The organism is Streptomyces sp. NPDC002265 (genome assembly GCF_040296125.1).
Lineage (GTDB): Bacteria > Actinomycetota > Actinomycetes > Streptomycetales > Streptomycetaceae > Streptomyces.
In genome coordinates this window covers 26,719-53,275 of the sequence record NZ_JBEOWS010000006.1, presented here as the reverse complement: position 1 = coordinate 53,275, position 26,557 = coordinate 26,719, and the positions used below count along the sequence as shown (strand labels likewise).

Genomic DNA, 26,557 nt, shown 5'->3' with positions numbered 1-26,557 from the left:
TGATCCCCGGCAAACTCCCCCAGAACACGAGAGACCTGCTCATCGGAAACAGCAGACCCCCGCTCCCTCAACCAATCACGAACCCCAGCCTCGACACGGGACGTGCCGGACGTTGCCCTGGGCGCGTGAGCCGTCAGGTCGCGGACGTCAGACACGCCACGCTCCATAACCGCCTGCACCTGTACCTGCGCGTCGTGATCCGTCGAGGCGGCGGGGATGGCGCTCTTGGGCTCTTCGGGCCGCCCCTCAAGGGACGGGGGAAGGGAAGGGCCATCTCCGGCGGAGCCGGAGGGGTTGCCGGGCCGGCTCATGGGCTCGGGGCGGGGGGCCTGGAGATTGCCGAGCTCGGTCCCGAACCGGTCCGCATGGTGCTTCTCGAATGCGAGCCAGCGCTCTGCGTCGTGCCAAGGCGCGTACAGCTCGTCGTACTTCTTCACCCCTTCTGCCAGGTAACGGTCGCCCGCTCGGATGCGGGTGCTGTCCGCGAGGTGGAATGAAAACGCCTCGAGATCTTCGGGGTGCCCCACAATTCCGTGGAAGTCCCGTGCCAACTGGACAGCCTTGACCTGCAGGTTGCCCTCGTGGTCGGCCGCCTGGCCAAGGCCGGAGCGCAGATCGTCACGTACGGAGGTCCACTCCATCGCAGGGCCGCCGAGATCGCGGATATCGTCCAGTCGGTTGGTGAAGTGCCAGTCAGCAAGCTTCCGAACCTTGTCGATATATTCTCCGAGAACGCGCTGCGGCCCGTCATCGCCAACGAAATCCTCGTTCTTCAGGTAGGAATCGGCGTACTCCCTCTCCTCCTTCAGCCGGAAGAATATGTAATCCTCCCGCTCGATGCGGCCCGGGACTTCCTCGAAGACCTGGGCTGTCTCCTGCCTCCACCGTGCGAGCGATGCCGCGTTGACGCCGGCCGGGTACACCTCCTCATGCAGAGCCCGCAGGTCGGACCGAAGAGCCCACTCCACCCGATCCAGAACCGCTCCTGCAACCATTTCGGGGTTGTCGGACCTTATGGCTGCGAAGTGCTCCTCCATGGCCACCTGGACGTCGCGTTCCCGCACCGCCAACCGTTCGAGGTCCTGCCCCGCGCCCTCCAGCAGGCCGTCGAGCCGATCCCTCACCCACCGAGGTAGCGCGCCCCCGGTGTCCTCCGAGTTACGGTACGACGCAAAGGCCCCTTCGAACTCGGCCATTTTTTCGTAGGCCCACTGCTCAATGGGGTTGAAATCTTCTTCCTTGTTGCGGAAGACGTCAGGCTTTTCGCCGGTCTTATTGCCTCCGACCTCCAGACGGGCATCGTCCCTCACGAACATATTGAGTTCATGGTCATAGACGCGAGGCTGTGCCAAGTCGCCCAATGACGGTAGGTCTTCGCCGTGGAGGGAGCCGCGTGCCTCACCGACCACGTTCCTCAACTCGGTGACAAAGCGCCGGAGCTCGACGACCTGGATGTAGTGCTTGTATGCGTTCTGCCCCGCATGATCGAGAATGTGGTCAAGGGCCTCGCCGGAGACGTACGCCGAGCGGTCTACCTCTGCCTGGATCGCCTCAGAGATGTCACGGCGCCAGTTCAATCGGGCGCCGGCGATCTCGCGCTCGGAAAGCGGCTCTGTCTTATTGTACTGGGCCCACTTGTCCCGCCCCAGGTTCCAAGCCTCGTCGAGGGGCGCGCCGTCTGTCCGTGCTTCCGCCTCGACTACCGCCCCGGTCCGCGCATCATGCCCCTCCTTGAAGGCGTCCCATTCCTGTCGCAGCGTGGCTGCGTCGACAAGCCCGTGGTCGGGCACCAGGTCGTGACCGGGAGTGCCGCTTGCGTCATCGGCAGCGCCGTGGTCGGCCGTGTGCTCCGGGGCACCACCCTGGAGCGGGTCCTGGGCCCCGACGCTGTCCTCGCCGCCACGAGGCGCAGCAGCACCGGAACCGATGTCGTGGTGCTCGGCCGCAGGCGACCCGAAAGCTTCCGGAGCGGGCCCGGTGTCCGCCGATTCCTCCACCCTTGGCGTCTTGGAGCGCACACCCGTGCCACCCGGCGACACATGCCCGTCGCCGGAACCCACCTCAAGGCGCCGGTCACCACCGACACCGCCTGTGCCACTGTCCGTCGCAACCCGAGCGGCCTCTACGTCAGCGCTCTCCGACAGTCCCTTGACCAAGGCAGCGTCATCACCCACCACGCTGCCGCGGGCAGCCGCCGAGTCCGACGAGACGATTTCCCTACCGCCGCCGGCGTGTGAGGCCGGTGAGGCCGAGGGAACGTCCTCGCGGACATCGCCAGTGCGCGGTGTCACGGCCGGCTTCCCGGGGCCGGCCGTGACACCGCGGGACGGCGCGTCGAGGACCGCCTGCGGCTCATCATCCCTTCCGGGAAACTTCATTTTGGGCGGTGTGTACCCTCCTCTTCCTTCATCGAGGGACGCGGACGATGCAACCGGACGCACAGTCCTGGGCGTCGACCGGTCCGGGCTGGGGCCGGGGATGCCACTCTCGCCCTCTGTGGCACCGTGGCCGGACACGTCGTCCGTGCCCCCGCCGTGGACCTGGCGCGAGCCCTGGGTCTCGACGGTGACCCCGCCTCCACGGGGCGTCGCCGTATCGGAACCGATGTCGTGGGGCTTGCCGGCAGGCGAGCCGGACGCCGGCGACGCGAGGGAGCCCGGAGCACGTCCGGTGCCCTCGGGTTCCACTCCCGACGGCTTCGTGCGCACACCCGTGCCACCCGGCTCCGCGTGCCCGCGCCCAGCAGCCACCTCAAGGCGCCGGTCGCCGGGCGCGGGGCGTCCTCCCGCGGGCGGCGTCGAGGGGGAGGCCGCCTCCGCCTGGCTCCGCACACTGCTGGTCATGTCCGACGGACGGGCGGCACCGGCGGTCTCCGGGCCACCAGACCGCATCGGGGCGCCAGGTGCGGCATCAGCGCCACCGTGCCCGGCTACCGCAGCCAGGCCGTTGCCACTGCCCGCGGCGCCCGCGTTCGCCGCGCGCTCCTGCAGGCTTTCGAAGCCGTGTGCAGACGTGACCGTGCCTCGGCCGTTGCCGGTGCCTCCGCCTGGGGAGACCCCACGGTCGACCCCACTGCCAGCATGCATGCCGGTGGTCGCGGTCGGCGGGAGTCCATCCCGTACGGCGGGGCTGTCGGCCGGGGTCCGCAGGCTCCCCGTGTCGATGTCGTGCGAAGGCGGGGAAGTCTTGACACCGCTGGGAGTGCCTGGCCGCGGCTCGAGGAACGCGGAGCCGGGAGCACTCGGGATCCCGGACGTGGCATCGCCCTTGACGGGGTCCTTGGGAGCAGATGGGGTCCCGTTCTCCAGTGGCCCCCTGCCAGTGGTCCCGGGTACGGGCACATCGCGCCCGGTCCCGCCCGGAAGCGGCGTGCCGGGTCGTGCCGCGGCAGGTGTCGCGATGGCGCCACTGTCTTCGGGAGCAACGGCCCTCGGCGCCGATGAGCCCGTATGAAAACCCTGGGCACCGGCAGCGGAGCGCGGTACTTCGATCACCGAGTCCGAGAGGCTCCTCACAGGTATCGGCGTATGGCTTGTTGTGATCACAGAAGGGTCGAGCGAGCCCACGGAGGGGAAGCCCGGGGTCCCGGGGCGCGGTATTTCGACGTGGGCGGTGGTTGGCGGAACGTGCGGGACGGCCCCTTCCACCGATGGCACTGACGAAGGGCGCGGGGTTCCGACATGCGGCACCTCTCCGCTTGTGCCGACCTGGGGGTGCTGGAAGCCGAAGGTCGCACCCAGCCATGAGGCCAAGAGGACGCTTATGGACTCAAGGTTGTCAAGGTGGACGTCGATCGGCTCATGGGCGGCTGCCTTTGCCAGCACCTGGGAGATCACGTCGTTGACAAGCTGGATTGCCCCGTTGATGAAGGCATCGGCGGCGAAGGTGGCCGCGCGGCCGAGCGCTGCGGCAGCGGCGCCGACCCTGGAGATGGTGCTCAGGATGCTCGACGTCAGCTCACCGATGAACCCGGCGAACCGCCCCAGCAGACCTCCGATGGGGAACGTGAGGAAACCGAGGATCGTGCCGAAAATCGCGGCGAGGCCCTCGATCAGGTGGGCACGGTTGATTTCCTGGACCGTCTTCTGCAGCTCGTCGGCATAGCTCAGGATCGCTTCGCCGATCGCCTCAACGGCGGTGCCCGCCTCCCAGACGGCTTCGAAGATGTTGTGCTTGCCGTTGCCGTTCCAGACCACCTGTGCGGCGCGGCCGGCCTTGCCGGTCCATTCGGCGGCCATGGACTGCATGCTCCCGTGCATGGTCCGCAGCCCGTCGAGGAGGCTCCGACCGGCTTCGATCCACTGGTTGCCCAGAGCCCGTATTTGCGAGTCGTCGAATGCGGCCATGGGATGCGTGTCCTCACAGAGTGGGCTGCAGGTGGCGGCCGCCCACAGGTCATCGGGTGGGCGTCATACGGGAGGAGAGAGGGGACGGATCTCGGAGGGGGTGGTGTGGTGCCCCTATCCGTCCCCGGGGTCGTGGACGGTCTGGACGAGGGAGCCGCCGCTGCGGCGGGAGACGAGAACGCCGCGGCCAGGGGGCAGGCGCCGCGCGCGCTGGTCCGCCAGCACCGCGCCCTCACGGGGGTCGCCGGACAGGAGCAGTCCGCCGGAACCCAGTTCGCGGATCCGGCTGGCCACCGGGTCAGCGAGCGAGCGGCTCATCCCGCCGTTTCTGCGCGCGAGCACCACATGGAAGCCGATCTCGGCGGCGTGGGTGAGGTAGTCCCCCACCGCCGCCAGGGGCCCGCGTCCGGTCGTTCCGCCCCCGGCCACCAGGTCGTAGTCGTCCACGACCAGGTACAGCTCGGGGCCGTCCCACCAGTCACGCTGCTTCAGCTCGTGCGGAGTGATGTCCGGGGGCGGCATCCGCTCCTTGAGTTTGTCCACGACCTGTTCCATGTAGACGGCGGCGGAGTCCGCGTCCCCGGCCGCCGCGCCGACGTAGTCCCCGGGCACCGCGCCCAGCAGTCCGCGCCGGTAGTCGACGACGATGAAGCGCAGGTCCCAGGCCGACCGGCGGGCGGCCATGGCGCGCATCCATGACCGCAGGAACGAGGTCTTGCCAGAACCCGGATCGCCGTACACCAGGAAGTGCGGCCCGTCGGCGTCCAGGTCGAGGGTCGCCGGAGTCAAGTCGAAGTCCCTGATGCCGATGGGCACGGCGCCCTCGGGCAGCGAGGCCGCCCCGCCGGGGAGGGCCGCACAGGCCTGCTCCAGCTCCTGGGGGGTGACCACTTCGGCGAGCACGCGCAGCGGCGGGGCGACGGCGCCCTTCCAGCCCGCGACCAGCTCGTCCACCACGGCCTCCTGGGCCTTGGTCAGGTTGTCGGTGGACGATGTGCCGTCCAGGCGCGGCAGAGCGGCGTGGAAGACGCTGCCCGGAGCCACCAGACCGCGACCGGGTACGAACGCGCGCAGTTGCCTGGCCAGCGGCCGTGAGATCTCCGACTCGGCGGGCTCGGCCAAGCGAAGCTCCAGACGGCCGGTGATGGTGTCGCGGAGGTTTGCCCGCAGCTCGGCCCAGCGGTTCGCGGTGAGCACCAGGTGGACGCCGACGCCGAGGCCACGCACCGCGATGTCGGGCACAACCTGTTCGGCCTCCTCCATGGCCGCCCGCAGCGCGGCCCAGTTGTCGATGACGAGGACGATGTCGGCGGCGTTGACCCCGGCGGGCAGCGCCTTCTCGTCGCGGAGCCGGCGGAAGTCCGCGGCGGAGTCGATCCGCAGCTCCTGGAAGAGCCGCTCTCGGTCGTCGATCAGTTGCCGGACGACGGACAGGGCGCGCCGGGTGCGCGCCTCGTCGTGCCGGGTGGTGACGCCGGACACGTGCGGCGCCCGTTCCAAGCCGACGAGGCTGCCGCCGCCGAAGTCGATGCCGAGGAACTGGATCTCGTCGGGGGTGTGGGTGAGCATGGCGCTGGTCATGAGGGAGCGCAGCAGGGTGCTCTTGCCGGACTGCGGTGCGCCCACCAGGATCAGGTGGCCCTGCTGGCCTGAGATGTCCAGGAGGAGGGCGCGTTGTTCCTGGCGGCTGGGCAGGTCGACGACGCCGACCGGGAACGCGAGGTTGCCGCCCTGCGGCCACAGACGGGAGTGGTACCCGCGCTGGTCGTCGGTGGTGAGGGGGGCCAGCATCGAGTCGAGTTCGATGGCTGTGGGCAGTGGTGGCAGCCATACCTGATGGACGGGGGTGCCGTGGGCCCGCACCCGCTCCACGGCCACCTGCATCTCGGTGCGCTGGCCGGGCAGCGGACGGGAGAGTGTCACGGACGGCTCGCTCTCGTCGGCCTCCTCGGTCCCGGCGTCCTCGGCGGTGCGCACACCGAACGGCACAGGCACCGGTGGTGGGCCGGCGACCGGCTCTTGCCGGTTGTCCTCGTCGTATGCGCCGGAGATGTGGGCGACGCGGAAGCGTTCGTAGACGGACTCGTCGACCTTGAGGTAAGCAGAGCCCGGGATCGAGGGGAGCCGGTAGGCGTCGGGCGTCCCGATGACGGCACGGCTCTCTTGGGCGCTGAAGGTGCGCAGGCAGATCCGGTACGACAGGTGCGACTCCAGGCCGCGCAGACGGCCCTCGTCCAGCCGCTGCGTTGCCAGCAGCAGATGCATGCCCAGGCTTCGGCCGACCCGTCCGATCTGGACGAAGAGGTCGATGAAGTCGGATCTCTGGGCCAGGAGTTCACCGAACTCGTCAACGACGATCATCAGATACGGCATCGGCTCCAAGGGCCTGCCGTCCTCGTCGGTGCCGCCGGCCGCCTGCAGAATCTGGTACTCGCGGACCGAGTCCACGTTGCCGGCCTCGCGCAGCATCCGCTGCCGCCGCTGCTGCTCGCCCTGTAGGGCCGTGCGGACCCGGTCCACCATCGCCAGGTCGTCGGCGAGGTTGGTGATCAGGCCAGCCACGTGGGGCAGTTCGGTCACTCCAGCGAAGGTGGCACCGCCCTTGAAGTCGATGAGGACGAAGCCCAGGTGCTCCGGGGCGTGGGTCATGGTCAGCCCCGTGACGAGGGTGCGCAGCAGTTCGCTCTTGCCCGAACCGGTCGCGCCGACCACCAGGCCGTGCGGGCCGATTCCGCCCATCGCGGATTCCTTCAGGTCCAGTACCAGCGGCGCGCCATCGCCGGTGAATCCGATCGGCAACCGCAGCAGCGCCTCATCGTCCGGCTCCCGCCACAGGTCGGTGGGATCGAACGCGCCGAGGTCGGTCACGCCCAGCATCTCGGGCAGCGCGATGGTGCGGGCGAGCACCTGCTCCTGCTCGCCGGTCAGCTTCAGCGGGGCAAGCGCCCTGGCCACCTGCTCGCCGAGCTGCGGCGGACAGGCGTCGGCGACAGCGTCCTGGACCACCTGGACCAGGCCGGGGTGACGGGTCTCCAAGCTGAGGTTGCCGTCGGCGTCCACCCGGGCGCGCGCGTCGACCCGGCTGGGCTCCTCGCTCTCCTTGGTGACCAGGCAGACGACGTGGAGGCCGCTCTCCGGGCCGGCCTCGGCCAGCAGATCGGTCACCAGCGGCGAACGCGCCCAATCCGCTCCCGGCCGGAACGCGTCCAGGACCACCACCAGGTGGCGGGACGCCCCGCCCTCCCGCCGCATGCCCAAGGAGGCGGCACGCTCCGCGCGTTCCTCGCGGATCCGGTCGACCTGCGACTGCAGGAGGTCGGCGATACCATCCATGCTCTCCGCCACCATGGGCACGAGGCCCACCCGACCGGGCTGGCGGGCGTGCGGCAGCCACTTCACCCAGGCCCAGGAGTACTCCCCGTCCTCACCCGAGGTGAGGGCGGCGACCCGGACGTCGTCCGGGGCGTGCAGCACGGACAACTGCATCAGCAGGGATCCGGCGAGCTCGGCGGTGCGCTCCTCGGGGCCGAGCAGGCTGAGGACGCCGGTGTTCGCCAGATCGACCCAGGCCGGCTGGAGACTGACGGTCTCGAAGTCCCGGGTGAGCTTCTCGGCGCGCCGGTGCGCCTCAGCGTCGTGCTCCGTCATGGGGTCGCTGTGCCGGCCCAGGGCGATCCGCATCGCTGGCATGCCGTGGCCGATCCCCAGCCGCAGCTTCAGGAAGTCCGCGTCGGCCGGCCGGCGTTCCCACACCCGCCGCGGTCCGGTGGTGGCGATCGCCCACAGCCGCTGGGGGCCGGGGTACACGAAGGCGCTGACCGCCCGCTGGGCCGTCGCCGACTCCTGCGCCTGGTGCCGGATGTCGGCGAGGTACTCGACGTACCGGTCGCGCTGGCGGTACTGCGTGCGCCGACTCGCGTTCTTGGTCTGCGCCCTGACCATCACCATGACGCCGATGGAGATCACGACAAAGCCGACGCCGAGCGCCATCATCCACGGCCGGCCGAAGGTGAACATGTACGCGGCCATGCTGACGCTGCTGAGCAGCGGCAACAGCATGTACAGCCAGGTCTGGGCCTGGTTCTGCGTGGCCTTCTGCGGCGGCGCCGCCAGCGAGACCTGCTGTTCCGGGACCGCAGGCGGGAACGTCCTGGCGGGGCGGTGGAAATCTATCCTGGTCATTTAGTTCGGGAAATCCTGAGTGATAGGGAATTCGGGCCCGGTGTGGTCCTGGGGACCCCCGCCGCCACCTCCAGACGTGGACGCGAGCGCCTCGGAAAATGAGCGGAACGCGGCTTCCCGCGCGACCTCCGCCTGGCTGCTTCCGATGGCAGCCGCCTTGATTCCCCCGGCCAGAGCAGTAAGCACGCCGTCATCGCCGAACATCTGCGCCATCACGCGATTCCAGCGGTCACCGAACGCTTGCGCCTCATCCGCGCTCTCGGCCACCCATCCCAACGACAGTCCGCTCACGGTGTCGTTAATCCGGATGATCGAGTCAGCCATTTCGCCGGCGAGTGCGATGAGTTTATCGCCCACCCCGTCAAGCGCCTGCGGGTCCATGCTCAGCACGCCGATGTCGTAGTCACCGTATTCGGGCACGATCAGCCTCCGGAGTTGTGGGTGTTGGCGATCTCGGCCGTGGCGTAGTTGTCGTACGCGGTCTGCATGCGCCGGGCCATCTCCTGCAACAGGCTCTCCAGGTCACGAGAAGCGTCCGTGAACCAAGCGGAAATCGTGTGGAGTGTGGATGCGGCCGGACTCTTCCACGAGCTGTGAGCCGCTTCGAACTGGCTTTGGATCTGGTTGATCAAGCCCGATATGTGCTCGCTCTCCCCCCGCACTACACCGATAGCCCTGCCGAGGTCGCCCAATGCGACCCGAAACTCTTCGACGGTCATCGTTGCCACGGTAACGCTCCTTTCGCCAGAACGACCGCGCTTCGCGGGTCTCCGTCGGAATATCGAATGTTTGAAACAGGGCTTCCGCCCACCGATTCCGGTATGACAAACTGGCGCCTGCTGCCGGCTGAAATACCCCCTGCCCAACCGCCAGACGCGAACTCAGGAGATGAAAATGGCCGATCCCCAGCAACCCGACGATCCCGACGCGGGAAAGGACTTCAGCTATCTCGTCCCTACCATGACGGTCGGCTGGAACAGCCTGCCCAGCTTCAACGACACCGAGACCCCCCAGCCCGGTGGCGGGCCTTCCGCGTCCACCCTTGCCGACAGTGGGCCGTTCTACTTCGCCGCGGACACGGTGCGGGCGACCGAGACCACGCTGCTGACACAGGCCCGCATCGGCGTCTCTCACTACGAGGCGCTGCGCCAAAGCGTCAACACCGTGCTGCAGGGCAAGTTTTGGGGCCCCGCCCATCCCAGCGGGGTGGCGGTAAACGTGGATCCCAGCACCGGCGGAGGAGGCTCCCAGTTGGGCGACACCATGCATCGCGATGATGAGATCCTCGCCGGCATCGGTGACGAGTTCGCCCGGCACATCAACCCGGCGATGCAGAAGGTTCTGGCCTTGCTGAGCAACTCCCTCGAACTGCTCGGCAATTACATCGCGGTGGTCAACGCCACGGGCCAGTCCTACGCCACGGTCGACCGGCACTCGCGCTTCCCCGGCCCCCCGGGAACCATCAAGAAGTGAGCCGGTTGCCACGCCCAGTCCGGCGTGCCTGCGGGGCCGGGTCATCGGACCGCCACCACAGGCACGTCGGCCGGCAGCAGCACCGTCAGGGCCTCGTCGCCGGGATCGGCCAGGTCGGCCACGCGTAGGGCGTGCTGCTCGGTCATCTGCTGGAAGGCCTGGCGGGCGGTGCGCCCGTTGCCGAAGCGCTCCGTCCGGTCGATCGCGTCGAAGTGGGTCAGCAGCGCCGCCGCCGTGTCCTCGCCGATCCGGTACTCGTGCCGGGACGCCTGGTGCTCCACGATCCGCACCAGGTCCGCCGGCGTGTAGTCGTCGAAGCGCAGGGTGCGGGTGAAACGCGACGCCAGACCGGGGTTGGAGTCGATCAGGCGCTCCATGTCCTCTGGATAGCCCGCGGCTATCACCACCACGTCGTCCCGGTGGTCCTCCATCAGCTTCACCAGGGTGGAGATGGCCTCGTGCCCGAAGTCGCTGCTCTGCCCCGCCGGGACCAGCGCGTACGCCTCGTCGATGAACAGCACGCCGCCCAGCGCCTGCCGGAAGACCGCGGTGGTCTTCGGAGCGGTGTGCCCCACGTATTCGCCCACCAGCGCGCTGCGGTCGGCCTCCACAAGATGCCCGCTGGCCAGCAGCCCGAGGGCGGCCAGGAGCCGTCCGTACAACCGGGCCACCGTCGTCTTGCCGGTCCCGGGGTTGCCCGCGAAGATCAGGTGGCGGCTCAGCGGCGGCGGCTGCAGACCCGCCTCCTGACGGCGCTTGACCATCTGCATCAGCTTGGCCATGGAGGCCACTTCGCGCTTGACGCTCTCCAGGCCCACCAGCCGCTCCAGCTCGGCCAGCAGTTCGGGCAGCTGGTCCTCGCCTACCCGCTCCTTTCGGGCTCTCTTGGCCGCCGGCCCCCCGGCTGTGCCGCGCGGCGCCCCCACCGGCATCATCTCGCCCTCGGCCGCCGTTGGCATCGTGGCGACCTTCACATTGCTGGTGCGGCACTCCTCGAAGCTGGCCGCGGCGTCCTCGGCCTGCGACAGGTCCTCATCCGTGTCGTGCACCAGGCAGCGGCGCAGCACAGGCGCCGCCTTGGCCCCTACGTACACCGCGGGATAGCCGGTGGCGGAGATCGAGCAGTCCTCCAGCAGCCCTTCGGCGCCATCGCCCGCGTACACGCCGTTCTTCGCTGCGCCCGCGATGGTCACCGACCGCACCCGCGGCCTGGCGCCGGACCAGATCACCAGCCCGCTCCCCTTGGCATCGGCGATGGTCAGGTCCTCGATCCAGGACTCACTGCGCTCGTCGAGGAAGACCCCGGCGGACCCCGGGGCGTCGACCCGGCCGCCCAGTACCACGGCGCCGGTGCCGGCCGCGATCTCGATGCCCGTCCTGGCGGGCCGGACGACCTCACAGTCCTCCAGCAGCGGCCGGTGCCGGGTGTCCAGCCTGATGCCGGTCTCGGTCTCGCCGATCACGCACCGGCGCAGCACCACGTCGGCATCCTTGACGTCGACGCCCGTCATCTGCACCCGCTCCACCCGGGTGTCCTCGGCGGTGAGTTCCGCGGAGCCCTCCACCCGCACCGCGTGCTGCGCGCTGTCCCGCACCGTGCAGGAGACCAGCTCCACCCGGGCGCTCCCGCCGAAGTGGAGGGCCGTGTAGGCCGTGGTCGAGATCTCGCACTCGGTGAGACGGACGGTGCATCCGTCCGTCGCGTGCACCCCGTTGGCGCCGGTACGGGCCACGGTGCCACCGCGTACGTGCAACTCGGCGTTCTCCACGGCGGCCAGGCCGGTCCCGGGCACGTCGACCACCCGTGTCCCGTCGATCTCCACCCGGCCGGCACCTGCGGCGATCACGCCCGCTCCGCCCGTCTCCCGCACATGGCAGTCCCGGAGCCGGACGTCGCCCGCCCCCGACACCAGCACACCTTCCCGGCCGGTGCGGAAGACCTCGCACTTCTCCAAGCGAACCCGGACTTCGTCATGACCGGACGCGACCGCGTCGTCCCGGCCTGTCGCCGAGGTGGCCGGACCGGATCCGGGAGCGTCGCCCACACGCACCCCCTCGGCCTTCGCGTCGTGCAGCCGGCACCCGCGCAACAGGGGCCGCGCCAGGGCGTGCACCAGCAACGCAGCCTCACCGACGTGCCGGACGGTGCAGTCGTCGAAGGTGCCCGACGACTCCCCCGCCATCACCACCCCGCACCCGGCGACCCGCTCGATCGTGGTGCGGCGGACCTCCGCCCTGGCGGCGTCGCTCAACGTCAGGCCGTGGCCTGCTGACTCCCGGATCACGCAGTCCTCGACGACCGCCGCGGCCGTGCCCGTGACGTGGACTCCGGAGTCGGAGGCGTCCTCGACGGTGCAAGCCCGCAGTTCGGCGGCGGCATCGTGGATGACCTCCACACGGCCGCCGGACACCTGGCAGTGGTCGAACACCGGTGTGCCTCCGGCGACCAGCACCACCGGCCCCCGGTCGGAACCACTCTCGACCGTCACGTCCCGCAGCACGGGCGCCCCGCGGCTCACACTGACCGCGGGGCCCTGCACGGCCACGATGCGCACAGTGCCCGGGCCCTTCTCCGCCACGACGGAGACATCGATGTCGAGGATCAGGGACTCGCGGTAGACCCCCGGCTGGACGTGGATCACCGCGCCCTCGCCGGCCGCGCGGACCGCGGCCGTGATGGTGCGGTAGGTACCCCAGCCGCGGTCCGCCACCCGCAGCACACCGCGCTTTGCCGGCGCTGTCACGGCGTCTGCCCCGAGTTCATCATCGCGGCGTACATGCCGAAGACGCCCACCGCAAGCGGCACGGAGGCCACCAGGAAGAACCCTGCAACCGGATCGATCCAGGAGGGCCTCTCCTCGGAACCGTCCGCGCGGAAGGCCCGGCCCAAGCCGAACGCCAGCGCGATCACCGCCGCGCCTAGCAGGGCGACGGAGCCGGCCCAGCCGGGCGCCCCGAAGGCGCCCGGGGCGTGGATCAGCGTCGTCGCGAGACCGATCGTCCCCGCGATCACCATCGGCACCACCGCCAGCGCCATCGTCAGCCGTCCCGCGCGCAGGATGAGCGCGAGGCCGAGACAGCCGGCCAGGGCCACCGCGAAGACATGGTCCGCCATACCCAGCACCACCAGGCACGCGGCGGCAACGGCAGAGCCCAGCACGTTCGTCCCAATGAGCAGCCGCTGACCTCGCTTCACCAGATGCAGGACATCCGCCTCGTCCTCATAGCCCTCAACGCCCCCAGGCGTTCCCGCCAGCACAGCGAAATGCCCCGCGAGCTTCGGCGCGGCGCCGAGCACCCCCATCATGGCGACCGCCACCACCGCCGATGCCTCCAGCAGCGAGGCGTGACCAAGGCTCAGGCACACCGTCAACAGCAGGGCGAGCCCGGTGATCGCCACCGCCATCAGCGTCGTCGCGTGGCGGAGCGCCAGCAAGCCGGCGAAGGCCCCCACCAACGCCCCCACGCTCAACGCCGTCAACACGGCCGAGGTGCTCCTGGTGGCCGCCGGCAAGGAGACGGCCGCCACCGCGAGCAGCGGAACAGCCGAGTGCGCCAGGATCAGCCGCAGGCCCAGCGGGAGGGACCAGCCCTGGCGGGTGGCATGCCAGGCCAGCAGCGCCAGCGAGAAGGCCATCACCATCGCAACGGCGCCGGTCACCGGCAGCACGGCGGTCTCCCCGCCCGTCCACGCCAGTGTCACGAGACCGGCGATGAGGCCCAGCACACCGAGCACCAGGGTCGTGTAGGCCCGCGGTCGCCAACCCCAGGCGGCGAGGTCCCCCTCGGCCTGCTCGACCGACTCCTCGAGGTCGGTGACCACGGGTTCGTCGAACTCCCCCGCGGCCGCGTCCCGCAGATACAAGGTCGCGCCGTCCACGATGCCGCACTCCCGCAGGGAGGTCTCCGGCGAGAACGGCGGGGCGCCGGGCAGCGCGAGCGACCAGACCGGCGGGAAGGTGTCGTCGAACTCCACCTGTCCCACGAGCGTGAGCAGGGACGGGGTGTACTCGGCGATGGCCGCATCCACGGGCACCGCGAGGTCCACCCGCCGCCTGGCTCCCACCACGGTCACGTGGCAGCGTTCATTCTCCACTGGGCGTATTCCTTCTCACACGTCGACTGGGGGGCGCACTCGTCTGCTCCGCCGGGGTCAGGCCGAGGACGTCCACGTCCTGATGTTGGCTTCCTCGGCCCCCACGTAGTTGCCCCAGTTCACGCGCAGGGCGTGGGCGATCTCACCGAGCACGCCGCCCTCCTGCTCGCTGCCGAAGAGGCCGACAGCGGCCATGTCCCACTCGTGCATGCGTATTTGGTAGTCGGTCGCGGACTGGGCGTTCCACGTGTCGATCAGCGACTGGATCCGGCTCTTCAGGGCGTGCAGTTCGCCCATGATGTGCGCCGCCTGGGCGTTGAGGTAATCGCCTGCCCCCTCCAGGTCCCTGCCGACGTGGATGGGCGTGCCTTCGATATCGGGCATCTCGGATCCTCCGACGAGAAGTGTCGTTGCTACGTGCGGCGTACTGGCGTTCTCTGCGTCAGGACAAACGGGCCGGCGGGAGGGTCACGCTGTTGAGATTCATGAGGTTCACGTGCTCGCCCTGAATGTAGTTGTCCGCCGTGGTGTCCAGGCCGGTCGATATACCCAGCAGGGCCTCCTGGAGCTGCGCCGCGTGCGCGTCCCACTCCCGCATGAGCTCCTGGAAGGTGTTGGCGGCGATGCCTCCCCACACGGCCTCCAGGCCGACGACGTACGACTTCAGCCTGCCGAGTTCTCCCTGGACGGTCTCCTGAGTGTTGCGGATGTCGAGGGCCTTGTCCTTCAGCTCCGCGGGCGTCGCGTTGTACAGAACGCCGTCCGAGCCCTGGAAATTGGGAATCGTATCGCCGGTCGCCACCATGACGTCCGCCTTCCTGAATTGGTTACCAGAGACCGAAAGCTCGGCGCCTCGGCCCCGGAGGGAAAAAACTAGGCCCTCGCCAACGGGCGGAGAGGCCATACGGGGTGGGTACGGCGAACCGTCCAGGCGTAGAAATGGTTCGCAGAATGAGGATGCTAATGGGCGGCAGCTCTTGTTCAGGTCACGAGTACGCATGAGGTCTTTCCGGGCCAGAAGATTGCCCTCGAGTGCAAAACTCGAACTTGCCCGCACGTTCATCAGCCGTCTGGCTTGCGCCAACTGACCGCGAACGCCCCTGTTGGTGAGTTCCGAACGGACGTGACCCTACTTGGATCGGTTACGGGGACTTCGCGGACAGCCGTCACACGACCGCAGGCGACCGTCCCCGCTGAGACAGAGACCGGTCGACCGTCGTGTCGGCCACGAGACAGGGTCGAAGTACTCACGGGGAACGGCCGGCGGCCATCGTCGCCCCTGGCTCAGGAGGAGCGTTCCTCAATGGCGAGCGCGTGCTCCAAGGCGTTGATCAGTAGCTCCTTCACCGATCGGCGCTGCCGTGCGTCACAGATGAGGACAGGGACGTCCTTGTTCAAGTCGAGCGCGGCTCGCACCGTTTCGACCGGGTACGCACGAGGACCCGCGAACGAGTTGACGGCGACCACGAACGGCAGTCCGCGGCGCTCGAAGTAGTCGATGGACGGGAAGGACACCGTCAGCCGCCGAGTGTCGACGAGCACCACGGCACACAAGGCTCGGGCGGAAAGCTCGTCCCACATGAACCAGAAGCGATCCTGCCCCGGGGTTCCGAACAGAAACAAGTCGAGACTGTCGTTGATGGTGATGCGGCCGAAGTCCATGGCGACCGTGGTCGTGTCCTTCAGCTCCACCCCTGACGTGTCGTCGATCCCGATGCTCGAGTGGGTGAGGGTTTCCTCGGTGTGTAAGGGGATCACCTGCGGCACGACCTCCCGCACGCTGTCTTGCCTTCTTGTTCGGCGTCGGCCGGTCCACTCTTTACCCGCGGCGCTGTCGGGAAGGAAGACGTACTTGGCCGGCTCAGCGGAGCTGCGCGGCCCTCGACCGGCCTGGCCTGCGTCTACAGGCACCGGCCGACGTGTTCGCCTGCGCCCCGCCCAGGCCCAAGTCATCGAACCAGGCCTGGACGCCACCGAAATCCACGTCCGCCGACCCATCGCCGGCCAGGCCGCGGCGGACGGCGCCGCGTTCGTCTCCGGCAAGAAGGAGCAGAACACCGTCAAGGGCACTGCCCAGACAAGCTGCCCGCCACCTGCAGTGCCACCGCCGGTCTGGTGTCCGACGGCACCCGAGCGATCCACCACACGCCACTCCACCGCGCCCTCACCCCCTATCACGCACCAACTCAGGACGGTGCCGTAAGAAGCTGACGGTTCTCGTCCTGACATCGGTGGACTACAGGGACACTCACGTTGGAGTCTCACAGTGGACAGATCCTTCTGGGATCGGTACACAAGTGCATGAAGATTCGGAGGACACCCTGCGGCCGCAGACACGCGTCAATGGGACTTCCGTCCCCGAATACCCGTGGGTCAATTAATCGCTCAAAACGCCATCGACATGGACCGACCGGACACTGAGGTCGCTTCATTACTCCAGGGATGATCAATTTGCCACATCTGGCACACGCGGAAGATGATTCCAAAGAGATCACAACCGTCGAAATAAATTCAGGCCCGAGTGACCCAATCGGAGATGTTCTACGGCGGCTTACACAATCGCTTGAATCCCCCGACCCGATCGAGCGCGACCTCGATCGGCGCGAGATCCTACTGACCGAACTTGCCGATAAGTTCCTGCAAAATATAGCCACGCAAGGGTTCCCTTGGGCTCGCGAGAGCCGTATACCCGAAACCACCAGACTCGAAGTCAGGGTAAGCTCCGATTTCCCGTTCACTGTGGTCATCCTCGCAGCCCAACACCTCGTCACTTCACTCAATCACGGCATGTGGCTGACATATGGAAACCACAACAGCCCGCTCCATCTCTGCGCCCAAACTGTCGCTATATGCATATAGCGATTAAATCCGCTGGATAAGTATCGCCCGTACCCTGGGACGGTCGAAGTCAGACCAGTATCGGTGGGACATCACGGCTTCGGATCGCGGTACCAAAGACCCACTCGTCCGGCCCGTTCTGCCCGGTGGCCCGGAGGCAGACAGAGGTCTGCACCCCACCGCCTCGATCTCACACGCGAACGCCGCGGCGCCTTGTTTCATCGCTGCTGTGACAGCTTCGCAGCATGCCGCCTGAGCGAACGTGCAGTTCTTGTGCCCTTTGGGGAAGACGCCGCAGACGGTCTCCCCGGGCGAGTGGAAGACTCACCCCCGCACGGTTGGCGCTTCCGCTGATATCCCCGCTCCGTGAACCGAAGGCCGCCGTCGCCGTCAAGACCGGTTCAGGCGCATCCGGTTGTGCACGGACGTTCCGGGCCGCTTCCAATTCAGTGAGCAAGACCGCGAGCGAGCGCATGACCGCGTACGCCGGCCTGTCAGGAACTACACGGGTGCTGGCGCGAAGTCCGTGCGCCGAATGCCCGTCCGGCCACGGAGTGTCGCCAACCGCCCCACAAAACGGAGCGCCGCAGGCGGCAGGCTCACAGCTGACGAACAAGGGCGCGGACAGGGCCTCATTGAACGTCGTCATAGAATCCGCATGCCATACGATCACGTCGGACGGAACGGCATGACTGACATCTTGGCCCCGGTCGCAACGCCAGAGGATGCCGCAGCGGGCACTCGTCCTCAGCCGGATCGGCGGCTCGGCGTGATCGTAAACGGCCGCTCGCCACATCCGGAACCGGCAGGACGATGCGCCGCAGTGGTTCATCCCCGGCCGCCTCGCGGCGCTTTGCCATCACCACGAACGTGCCCTCCGCCGGACGGAAATGTAGCCGATGCCGCCACGGGTAATGGAATACCTGCGACTGCGTCAGTCTTCCCGTCACTCTCCGGCACCGCCAGGCGTCGCGTGCCGCAATGGCGTCACCCGGTCAGACATCCTTCGCGAGCCGCAGGACGGCCATTCCTGTTGTGTCGTGCCATTCAGTCCGGGACATCCGCCTTCACGGGCGGGAGTACCGGCGAGTACCACATCGACGGCCGTGACCGGCCTCGCCCTAACGCGATCACGGATGGCGGAAGAGGGAACACCGCATGAGCCGTTTCACCGGCGCGTTCGCCCGGCGGGCCAAGGCCGGTTCCGCGTCGCCCCAGAGTCGGTCCGGTGGGACCAACGTCAGTGCGCAGCGTGTAGTCGTCGAGGACTACGACGGGCTTCTTCTGCTCCGCCTGCCCACCGACGACAGCCTGGACCCGGCCGACATCAACGACTTGTCCCGCGCCATGGTCTCGCATGACGGCACGACCACCATCATCGCCGCCGTGGACCGCACCATGGCCGACGCTCTGTGGACGAAGCTCCGCGAGGTTCTGGACACCGTCCGGCAGGACGGCATCCGTTCCATACGATTGGTGATGGCGGGTGCGGGCGATGACCGGCCCGGTCGGGCGGCCACGGCCCGACGGATCGCCGAGATGTGGAATCTGACGGTCGAGGCTCCCGACGGAGCGGCGCTCGTGGTGCCGGGGGGCTCGGTGTTCGTCCCGCCTGGCACCGACGGATGGTTCCGCTTTGAACCAGGGCGGCAACCGGTTCCGCTCGGGCCACGCCTGCCGTCGCCGCGATGGCAGCCCGCCCTCCGCAAGATCTCCGCGAAGGCAGTGGCAGGGTGCGTGGTCGACCAGATCCCGGCCGGGCTGCTGATCCGCCCCATGGATTCGGTTCCCCCTCAACCTGGTGACGTGTTCCACGCCGTTCCAGTCGACCCCAGGCGGCCTGCCGTGATCGTTGGCGTCCCATGGGGAGAGGACGTCGCGGTCTCGGACATCGTCGAGCTGTTGCGTCCTCTGCACGCCGAGGCGCGCGCCAGCGTACGGCTTGTCCCGGGAGGCAGATCAGATCTGCTGCGCCTGGCACAGTCGCTCGCCTCGGCATTGGACACCGAGGTCGAAGTCACCACAGGTTTGCCGTTGTTCGCCGCCGATGGCCCAACAGGCCGCTACGGCGTCCGGTCGGTACTGTTCGGTGCCGACCAGGCACCCCAGTGGCTGCCGTTCGTCGACGCAGTGGTCTGCTCTCCCGCAGGTGAGAATGAACGCCCTCAACCACCCCAGCTGTCACGCTGGTTCACGCCCCTCGGAGAGGTCGGCGCACCCCCAAGCGGGGACGCCGGGTCTCCCGAAGGACTTCTCCCGCTGTCTCCGGAATGGCACGCGGTGGTCACCAGGGCCGGTTTGTGGATTGGCGGTCCCGGCTCCGCAATACCGCACACAGGCCGCCCCGTGACCAGTGACGGCCCTGTCATAGATATCGGCCGTGCCGGGGATCGGCTCACTTCGACGCTGTGGCCGGTACTGTCCCGCCTACTCGCGACGTTGTCCCCCGGCCTCCGGGCCCTCACCACACTTCACGTTCACGCCACCACGCCCGATGGCGGCCGTGCGCTGCGCGCATTGGCAGCCGAGCACGGCCTGCGTGTCATCCGGTTTACGCGACCCACACCGCAGCACTCGCCGCCACCAAGGTCTCCCAGACCGCCGGTCGCCGTGGCCGACGCCGGCACCGCCGGCCCGGTCGTGGCACCACCCTTCCGCGGCCCTCTGCCGACAGCGCTGCCAGCATCCCGAGCAACGCCGGCGGGGCTCCCCCCAGACGAAGTACGGCAACATGCGGCAGGCACACGGAAGCTGCGACCACGTCATCTCAGCAATCCGGAGCAGCGGAAAGCCCTGCGCATGTTTGCCGGCACGGCATGGGAGCGGCACAGCACCGCCGTGGCCCAGGCGCTGACCGCTCTGCCTGGCCTATGGGGACAGGACAACGAGGCCGTCCACGACGATCTCGTAGCCGTCCGCATGTACCTCCAGCAGTCCGACGAGCTCACCCTGCCGCTGCGAACGGGCGAGACACGCCTGCTGCCGTTTGCCGCTTGTCTGGCGTCGGGGTTGCAGTGGTTGCCGCCTTACCGCGGATTGGTTCTTCGCGGAGCGAACGGAATCAACATGGCCCACAGTACGCGTCCCGGTCAGTTGCTGACCGACGCGGCGCCGGTCAGCGGTCTGCTGCTGGATTCTCTCGAGACGACTGTCGTAGCGGGTGCGGCATACGCGATCTGGTCGATCACGGGCCGCAGCGTGCGCGCCCTGCAAGGGGGCGGAAACGAGGTCGTCTTCGTACCGGGCACGAAGTTTCGGGTGCTGGATGTACGCACGGAGAGCGGCAACCCGCTCATCCTGCTCCGCCAGTTGCCCGACAGGCACACCGCGACCAGCGAAAGCACTCTCGAGGACGCCGACGACACCGCGCTGGCCCGCCTTGAGCAGGCGCTCGCGGGCCGCATCGACTCCGGCCCCGGCACATGGCCGGAACGCTGCGCGGGACCTATAGGCCCATCGAGCTGACGAACACGACAAGGCAGGACCCATGTCCGTGCAGAACAAGCAGGTTCCGGCTCCGTCGGTCACCATTCGGAAAGCCACTTGGCTGCCGGCCGCCGTAGGCGATCCTGGACCGGATTTCATTCAGGCTTCCGCGGAGAAGCCTGTGGCGAAGAGCCAGCGCCCAACCATCAGGCCCACCGAGGCCGACCTGCCCATCGAGCCGACCTCCTCGGTCGTACGTCCCGAAGCTGCCACCAGTGAGCACGGGGACCCCCTGCCCACCGCCGCACCAGACGTCACCAGGGTTCGTCACCCCGACGCGGCCATGGAGAAGGTGAAGCCTGTGTCCGCGCTCAATGCGCAGGCTCCTGACACAGCCGAGGCAGCTGCTACGGCGACCGACAGCAGCGGACAGACCGTGCCTTTGGTAACCGAGCCGCCAAGGAAGTCGGAGGTCGAGGTCGCCGTGCAGGCCGCGCTGCAACGAAAGACCTCCGGCCTGCCCGGTGCCACGGCTCCGCCAGCCGGAACTCGGAACGCCCCGAAGACGGCAGTCAGACACAGTCGTCCGACGGGAACGCGAGCCTCGCGTCCGAAGGGCAGTGCCTTTGGAGGAGTGGCCATCGTCGTATGCGCTGTGATCGCAACGGCGGCATTCCTCGTGATGTCACACGAAATCGACTTCTCGTGGAGCACACCGGCAACCAACGACCTGCCCGGGAACCCAGGAGGAACCCCGACCTCCTATGCGCCATCGCCGGCCACGACGTCTTCGCACACCAGGTCCCATGCCCGCTCGCCTCGGCATCCCCAAGAGCATGCCCTGTGGCGTTAACGGTGCAAATGTGGTTCTGGCTCATTTTTGGTGCTGAAGTGACGGAGGGTCACCGCTGGTGTCGACGCCGGCCCAAGGTCACGCGGCCAGGAGGACGCGCTCGCGCAGGAGGTCCAGACCCGCTCGGCCGAACATCTGCCGCTTCAGCATCTTGATCCGGTTCACCTGCCCCTCCACCGCCCCTGAACTGAACGGCAACGTCAGCCCCGCCGTCACCGCCCCCTGATCACCAACGACCCCATTCACGAACGAAAGCAGTTCGGGTAGGCCCTGGGCCTGGACCTTCTCGATCCAGCCAGGGAGATGGTGGCCGGTGCGGGCAGTCATCATCTCGGCGAATACGTGGATGTGGTCGGCGGTGGCGTCGAGGTCGGGGCATCGCGCGAGGATGGCCTTGAGCTTGAGGGTGTCCTCCGGGGTGAGGCTGTCGGGGTGGCGCGTGATCCAGCCTGTGACCTCCCGTACTGAGGGTGGCCGGACCTTTGCGCGGGGCGGGGCGCCTGACCGCAGTGGGCGCAGGTAGTCGCGTAGAACGGTGAGGCCACCGCGGTAGCCAGCGGCCGTGATCTCCTCGAATAGGGTGACGGCGGTGGTGCAGCCCTCGTTCCAGCGCTGGTGGAGGTAGGGCTTGAAGTCATCGAGGATGCTGGGCAGGCCCTGCCACTTGCCGGTCACCAGTTCCTGCCAGATGGTGGCGCGGGCGAATCGGCCGACGGTGTTGCGAGACAGGCCCAGTTCCCGGGCGATCGCGCGTTGCGGGCGGCCCTGGTCGACCAGGGCACACGGCCCGGTGGCGCTCGCGGGTCCGGTCCGCGTACCGGTGGGCGGTGCCGGCCGGCTGGCCCGCCATGGCGATCTTCTCCAGTTCGGCAAGGGCGGCGGCCGATGCCTCGGGAGTCGGGGGTGGTTCGGGTTCGCGCAGGTGGGCGGCGTGCCGGGTGACGCAGCGCTCGACCGCCTCGACGAGGTTGTGCCAGACATGCCAGCGATCGGCAACGTGCGTGGCGTCCGAGGCGCCCTCACGGGCGCCTTCCGCGTAGGCGGTGGCCCGGTCGCGGCAGATGATCTCGACACCAGGGTGTTGGGCAAGCCAGCGGGCAAGAGTTGCGGCCGCGCGGTCGGGCAGCAGGTCGATCGGCCGGCGGGTCTCGATGTCGATCAGGACGGTGCCGTAGACGTGGCCCCGTCGCAGGGCGAAGTCGTCAACACCTAGAATTCTGGGCGTAGTTGTCGGCGGATCGGGCATGGCCCGGATCAGTCGCAGGAGTGTGGAGCGGCTGGCAGCGGCATCGAGGACGCCCGCCAGCCGGGCGCCGGCCCGGCCGGCCAGCATCAGCGCGACGACCTGCAGGACGGCGTGCAGGCGTGCGCTGCATCGGCCGTGCCGGAAGGTGAGTCCGGCGATCTGCTCGGCGAAGGTGCTCTTGGGGCACGAGCGTCCGGTGCACCGGAATCTCCGCACCCGCAACTGGATCACCACCGGTCGTCCGCCCACGGCCGCGTCGGCGAGCCGACGCTCATAACCGCTGTGGACACGCCCGGACGCCGCACCGCACTGCGGGCAGACCGCCTGCGAGGCGACAGCCCGGGCGGCGACGCGGACGTGGCCCTCGCCGAGCTCGACCTCCTCGATTGCCAAGCCATCTACCTGCGGGAACAGTGCGTCCCCCCACTCCACGTCCCTCACGGACGAGCATGCTCACAGGGTTGGCTCCCAGGCGTGCGGTGATCAACGGATCCGATCGGAAGCCACTGCTTTCGTTCGTGAATGGGGTCGTTGGTGATCAGGGGGCGGTGACGGCGGGGCTGACGTTGCCGTTCAGTTCAGGGGCGGTGGAGGGGCAGGTGAACCGGATCAAGATGCTGAAGCGGCAGATGTTCGGCCGAGCGGGTCTGGACCTCCTGCGCAAGCGCGTCCTCCTGGCCGCGTGACCTTGGGCCGGCGTCGACACCAGCGGTGACCCTCCGTCACTTCAGCACCAAAAGTGAGCCAGACCCTCATTTCAACCGTCGCCGACACACCGGCGCATCGGACGCCTCGGTCTGATGCGGCGAATACCGGCCGGAACCCGGGAAGCGCGCAGCGCCGTCCACCACGGCCTCCAACCGCAGCGGCGGCACAGGCCCGGCCGGGACGCCCCCGGCCGGGCCTGTGCGTGACCTGTTACGCCGTTCCGACAGGGCAGGTGGGTGTTGCGGCGGTCCGTGCCCGGTTAGCTCTGCCTGTGTGGGTGGCTACCAGGTCTGGATCCACTGGTCGCCGCCTTCCCACCCTTCTGCTCCTGTGCCCAGTCCGGACTCGTCGCCGTTGTACCACGCTGTGCCGACGGTCGCGCCCGACCAGGCGTCTACGACGTCAACCGGCTCCCAGCGGTGATCGGACGGGACATTCCACCACTGACACTGTCCGGGAGAGACGATCGTGCTGGTATAACCCCCACGCCAGGGGAAGGAGAGATAGGCAGGGTAGTTGCCCTGGGCGCACAGCTGGATCCACTGCTTCTGGATCGTGGACGCGGATGCCGAGGTAGCCGTGCCGGCAAGCAGGCCGGTGGCCATGCCACAGGTTATGACTGCGGCGATGGCAGCCCGCTTGGCATTCTTGAGAAAACGCACTTATGTCCTCCGGGATGAGTGCCTTCGAAGGCTGTCGTCCGGGCACTCTAATCTGGGCCGTTCCAGTTGGCCCTCGTGCTGCCGGAGTCTAGGAGGGTCCTTGAGAGCGCGGATAGTTCAACTGCCCTTCTGACGCAGCTTTCTGCCTTTCCGTCACCGGCAGCGAATCCACGGAACGACCCTGTCTCACATGCGATTTGATAATGGAGAGTTGCGAGGTCGTTGACTTCCATGTGATGGATGTCAACGTTCTTGTGTAGACGGTGTTTTCGGGTCTGTCCCCGCTGGTCGTCGAGGATGTGGCCGACGAGGGTGAGCGGACTGTAGTGCGGGCCCGGACGCCGCTGGACACCGCGGTCTGGCAGGTGTGTGCACGGCTATCACTGGCGGACGGTGCCCGAGGGCGACGGGGGGTCCGTGTGCGGGTGCGGCAAGGTCGTCTGCCGCGACGGCTCAGCCACCTACGCCGAGGCCATCCGCCCCGTTCCGCCCGACGCGGTCCAGGTCGCGGACAGGCGGCATGTGTGGCATAACCTGTGCGAAACCGCCCTCAGCGAAGCGAAGGCGCACAGCAGCTGCTGGGCCACACGGCACCGCAGTCGCTCATCAACGGCAACGGTGACCCAGGTATCTGTGTTCCACCGAAGCGGAGCACGGAACCCGCCGGCGGATCCCGAGACCAAGGGCGGAAGCGAAGCGACCGTCCGCATCGCGAAGGCGGACCTGGTGCCCACCTCGGCGAACCTACTGCCCCAATACAAAACGATGGGCCAACTCGGATCGGCCTGCCGGGAGTTCTGCGACACGGTCAACAACCGGGTCCGCCGCGCCAGCCGCCGCAAGCCCGCCGAGGCCCTGCTCAAGGAACAGCAACGGCTGCACCCGCTGCCCAAGGAGCCCTTCACCGTCGCCTTCGGCACCACGCGGCGGGTGAACTGGGAGGCCGCCGGTGTCTCGAGGACCACGACGGGGCTGGACGCCAACAAGAGGATGTCGGGCCGCAAGCGGGGACTGGCCGTCGACGTTCTGGGGCTGATCATCGGCGTCGTCGTGCTTGCCGCGTCCGCCCACGACAACGCCGCCGGCACCGCCCTGCTCGACCAGGCCGCCGAGCGGTGCGGGATGCGCCTGGAGAAGGCACTGGTGGACCAAGGCTTCAAGGGCGAGGTCCTCATCCACGGTGCCCTGCTGGACATCGACGTCGAAGTCGTCCGCCGCAACCCGGCTGACCAGGGCAAAGGCTTCGTCCCTCAACCGAAGAGGTAGATCGTGGAGCAGGTCAACGGCACATTGATGCTGCACCGGCGTCTGGCCCGGGAGTACGACCACCGGCCCGACACCTCCACCTCGCGCGTCTACTGGGCCTCGATCGCGAACATGGCCCGCCGCCTCACCACACCGAGTCCGGCCTGGCGCGACACCCTCGGGCTGGCCGCGTGAACGTCATCGAACTCCTGGCCGACCTCCAGGCCCAGCACGACGAGACCGCAGCCCGGGCCGGTGAACTGCCTGGCCAGATCCAGCACTTGACCGCCTCCCTGGCCGAGACCGAAGCCCGACTCGCGGACCTGGCCACCACCCGGAAGGTCATCGCCGAACTCGCACCGGCTGGAAGCCAACCCGCACCACCCGAGACGAACACCGCGTACCAGGCCATCGTGAACACCTTCAACCAGCACCCCGACCAAGAGTTCCGAGCCCGTGAGCTGCACGAACTCCTCGGCATGCCTACCGACGAGGCATCCGTCAACATCACCCGCAGCCGCCTCGGACACCTCACTCGCCAAGGCTTCCTCACCCAACCCGGACGAGGCCGCTACCAGAAACGGACTTAACGACCGCCGAGTGGGCGTTCACATAGAGTTCTTCCGGTATGCGGGTTTTACCCATGCCCCGCTTTGGCTGTCTTCACCACGTGCAGGCTATTCGTTCCCTGCAAGGTCCAGCACTCGGCTGTCCGTCTCGTGCGGCTCCATACCCGGAAACCCGTCTAATTTGAAAATGCCCTGGACCCGCCCGGGTTCGAGCGGAACCTTCCCTCCGCCGTCCTCGTGATCGCGCTACGGCGTGAGCGAGCGCAAGCCGTACCCCAGTGACCTGTCCGACGCCCGATGGGCCCTGATCGAGCCGACGTCGACGGCCTGGAGAAAGGCCCGCCTCGAACGCCGGCCGACGGGGCAGCCGGCCAAGGTTAATTTACGCGACGTATTCGACGCACTCCTCTACATCAACCGCACTGGAATCCCCTGGAAGTACCTCCCGCACGACTTCCCGGGGCACGGCACCGTCTACTTCTACTACGCCGCCTGGCGCGACGAAGGAACCCTCGCCCAGCTCAACCACGACCTGACCGGCCTGGCCCGCGTCAAGGACGGACGCAAGCCCGAACCGACCGCCTCCGTGATCGACACCCAGAGCGTGAAGACCTCCACCAATGCGCCCCTGAACAGCCAGGGAACCGATGCCGCCAAGAAGATCGTCGGCCGCAAGCGCGGCATCCTCACCGACACACTCGGCCTCATCCCCGCCGTGACCGTCACCGCCGCCAGCCTCTCGAAAAACGCCCTGGGAATACGACTGCTCGACCAGGCCAACAAAACCTACCCGACCATCGCCAAAAGCTGGGTCGACACCGGCTTCAAGAACGCCGTCGACGAGCACGGCGCACGCCTTGGAATCGACGTCGAAGTCGTCAACAGAAACCCCGGAGTTCGCGGATGGGTCTGC

At 68.2% G+C, this 26,557-nt stretch carries 13 protein-coding genes and 6 pseudogenes; 8 read left to right on the top strand and 11 right to left on the bottom strand.

What is annotated here, in order from left to right; genetic code table 11:
• From ABT085_RS02245 to ABT085_RS02230, 4 genes and pseudogenes are all read right to left on the bottom strand, one after another.
• Window positions 1-4,346, bottom strand: a pseudogene (locus ABT085_RS02245) (hypothetical protein); the annotation flags it as partial.
• Between the two features lie 114 nt (window positions 4,347-4,460).
• Window positions 4,461-8,528: a type VII secretion protein EccCa gene (eccCa, locus tag ABT085_RS02240; protein WP_351600606.1), complete on the bottom strand. Its 4,068-nt coding sequence runs from the start codon at window positions 8,526-8,528 to the stop codon at window positions 4,461-4,463.
• Window positions 8,529-8,948: a WXG100 family type VII secretion target gene (locus ABT085_RS02235; RefSeq protein ID WP_351600604.1), complete on the bottom strand. Its 420-nt coding sequence runs from the start codon at window positions 8,946-8,948 to the stop codon at window positions 8,529-8,531.
• Between the two features lie 2 nt (window positions 8,949-8,950).
• Window positions 8,951-9,247: a WXG100 family type VII secretion target gene (locus tag ABT085_RS02230; protein WP_238426472.1), complete on the bottom strand. Its 297-nt coding sequence runs from the start codon at window positions 9,245-9,247 to the stop codon at window positions 8,951-8,953.
• Between the two features lie 175 nt (window positions 9,248-9,422).
• On the opposite strand from ABT085_RS02230, the gene ABT085_RS02225 reads away from it, so the two are divergent.
• A complete protein-coding gene (locus tag ABT085_RS02225) occupies window positions 9,423-10,001 on the top strand; it encodes a hypothetical protein (RefSeq protein ID WP_351600602.1) in 579 nt (192 codons plus the stop codon).
• A gap of 41 nt (window positions 10,002-10,042) precedes the next feature.
• Here the strand turns inward: ABT085_RS02225 and ABT085_RS02220 are convergent, their stop codons facing one another.
• The 5 genes from ABT085_RS02220 to ABT085_RS02200 all read right to left on the bottom strand — a co-directional run bounded on the left by ABT085_RS02220 (window position 10,043) and on the right by ABT085_RS02200 (window position 15,876).
• Window positions 10,043-12,745 carry a right-handed parallel beta-helix repeat-containing protein gene (locus tag ABT085_RS02220; protein WP_351600600.1) on the bottom strand — a complete coding sequence of 901 codons (2,703 nt, stop codon included), beginning with the start codon at window positions 12,743-12,745 and terminating at the stop codon, window positions 10,043-10,045.
• Window positions 12,742-14,070, bottom strand: coding sequence for a type VII secretion integral membrane protein EccD (gene eccD / locus ABT085_RS02215; RefSeq protein WP_351600641.1), 1,329 nt, complete (start codon window positions 14,068-14,070; stop codon window positions 12,742-12,744). Before eccD ends, ABT085_RS02220 begins: the two co-directional genes overlap by 4 nt.
• Window positions 14,071-14,154: 84 nt before the next feature.
• Complete coding sequence (locus ABT085_RS02210; RefSeq protein WP_351600598.1) at window positions 14,155-14,481, bottom strand: WXG100 family type VII secretion target; 327 nt, start codon at window positions 14,479-14,481, stop codon at window positions 14,155-14,157.
• 58 nt (window positions 14,482-14,539) lie between these two features.
• Complete coding sequence (locus tag ABT085_RS02205; protein ID WP_152885574.1) at window positions 14,540-14,902, bottom strand: WXG100 family type VII secretion target; 363 nt, start codon at window positions 14,900-14,902, stop codon at window positions 14,540-14,542.
• A 479-nt stretch (window positions 14,903-15,381) separates the two neighbouring features.
• Window positions 15,382-15,876 carry a GTP-binding protein gene (locus ABT085_RS02200; protein ID WP_351600596.1) on the bottom strand — a complete coding sequence of 165 codons (495 nt, stop codon included), beginning with the start codon at window positions 15,874-15,876 and terminating at the stop codon, window positions 15,382-15,384.
• 2,217 nt (window positions 15,877-18,093) lie between these two features.
• Between ABT085_RS02200 and ABT085_RS02190 the strand changes: the two genes are divergently transcribed.
• On the top strand, window positions 18,094-20,400 hold the full coding sequence (locus ABT085_RS02190; RefSeq protein ID WP_351600594.1) for a hypothetical protein: 2,307 nt from the start codon (window positions 18,094-18,096) through the stop codon (window positions 20,398-20,400).
• Between the two features lie 892 nt (window positions 20,401-21,292).
• Here the strand turns inward: ABT085_RS02190 and ABT085_RS46615 are convergent.
• Window positions 21,293-22,901: pseudogene (locus ABT085_RS46615) on the bottom strand (ISL3 family transposase).
• Window positions 22,902-22,939: 38 nt separating this feature from the next.
• On the opposite strand from ABT085_RS46615, the gene ABT085_RS02175 reads away from it, so the two are divergent.
• The gene (locus ABT085_RS02175; RefSeq protein ID WP_351600645.1) at window positions 22,940-23,146 is read left to right on the top strand and encodes a hypothetical protein; all 207 of its coding nucleotides are present in this window, start codon (window positions 22,940-22,942) and stop codon (window positions 23,144-23,146) included.
• Between the two features lie 303 nt (window positions 23,147-23,449).
• Here ABT085_RS02175 and ABT085_RS02170 read toward each other — a convergent pair whose 3' ends face one another.
• Window positions 23,450-23,830 carry a hypothetical protein gene (locus tag ABT085_RS02170; protein WP_351600586.1) on the bottom strand — a complete coding sequence of 127 codons (381 nt, stop codon included), beginning with the start codon at window positions 23,828-23,830 and terminating at the stop codon, window positions 23,450-23,452.
• A gap of 432 nt (window positions 23,831-24,262) precedes the next feature.
• Between ABT085_RS02170 and ABT085_RS46610 the strand changes: the two are divergent.
• The 5 genes and pseudogenes from ABT085_RS46610 to ABT085_RS02145 form a co-directional block, all read left to right on the top strand.
• A pseudogene (locus ABT085_RS46610) lies at window positions 24,263-24,415 on the top strand (transposase); the annotation flags it as partial.
• A gap of 78 nt (window positions 24,416-24,493) precedes the next feature.
• A pseudogene (locus ABT085_RS02160) lies at window positions 24,494-24,775 on the top strand (IS21 family transposase); the annotation flags it as partial.
• Window positions 24,773-25,270 (top strand): annotated as a pseudogene (locus tag ABT085_RS02155) (transposase); the annotation flags it as partial. The pseudogenes ABT085_RS02160 and ABT085_RS02155, both read left to right, overlap by 3 nt.
• On the top strand, window positions 25,267-25,665 hold the full coding sequence (locus ABT085_RS02150; RefSeq protein ID WP_351600584.1) for a hypothetical protein: 399 nt from the start codon (window positions 25,267-25,269) through the stop codon (window positions 25,663-25,665). The pseudogene ABT085_RS02155 and the gene ABT085_RS02150, both read left to right, overlap by 4 nt.
• A 232-nt stretch (window positions 25,666-25,897) precedes the next feature.
• Window positions 25,898-26,551 (top strand): annotated as a pseudogene (locus ABT085_RS02145) (IS5 family transposase); the annotation flags it as partial.
• Window positions 26,552-26,557: the final 6 nt, after the last annotated feature.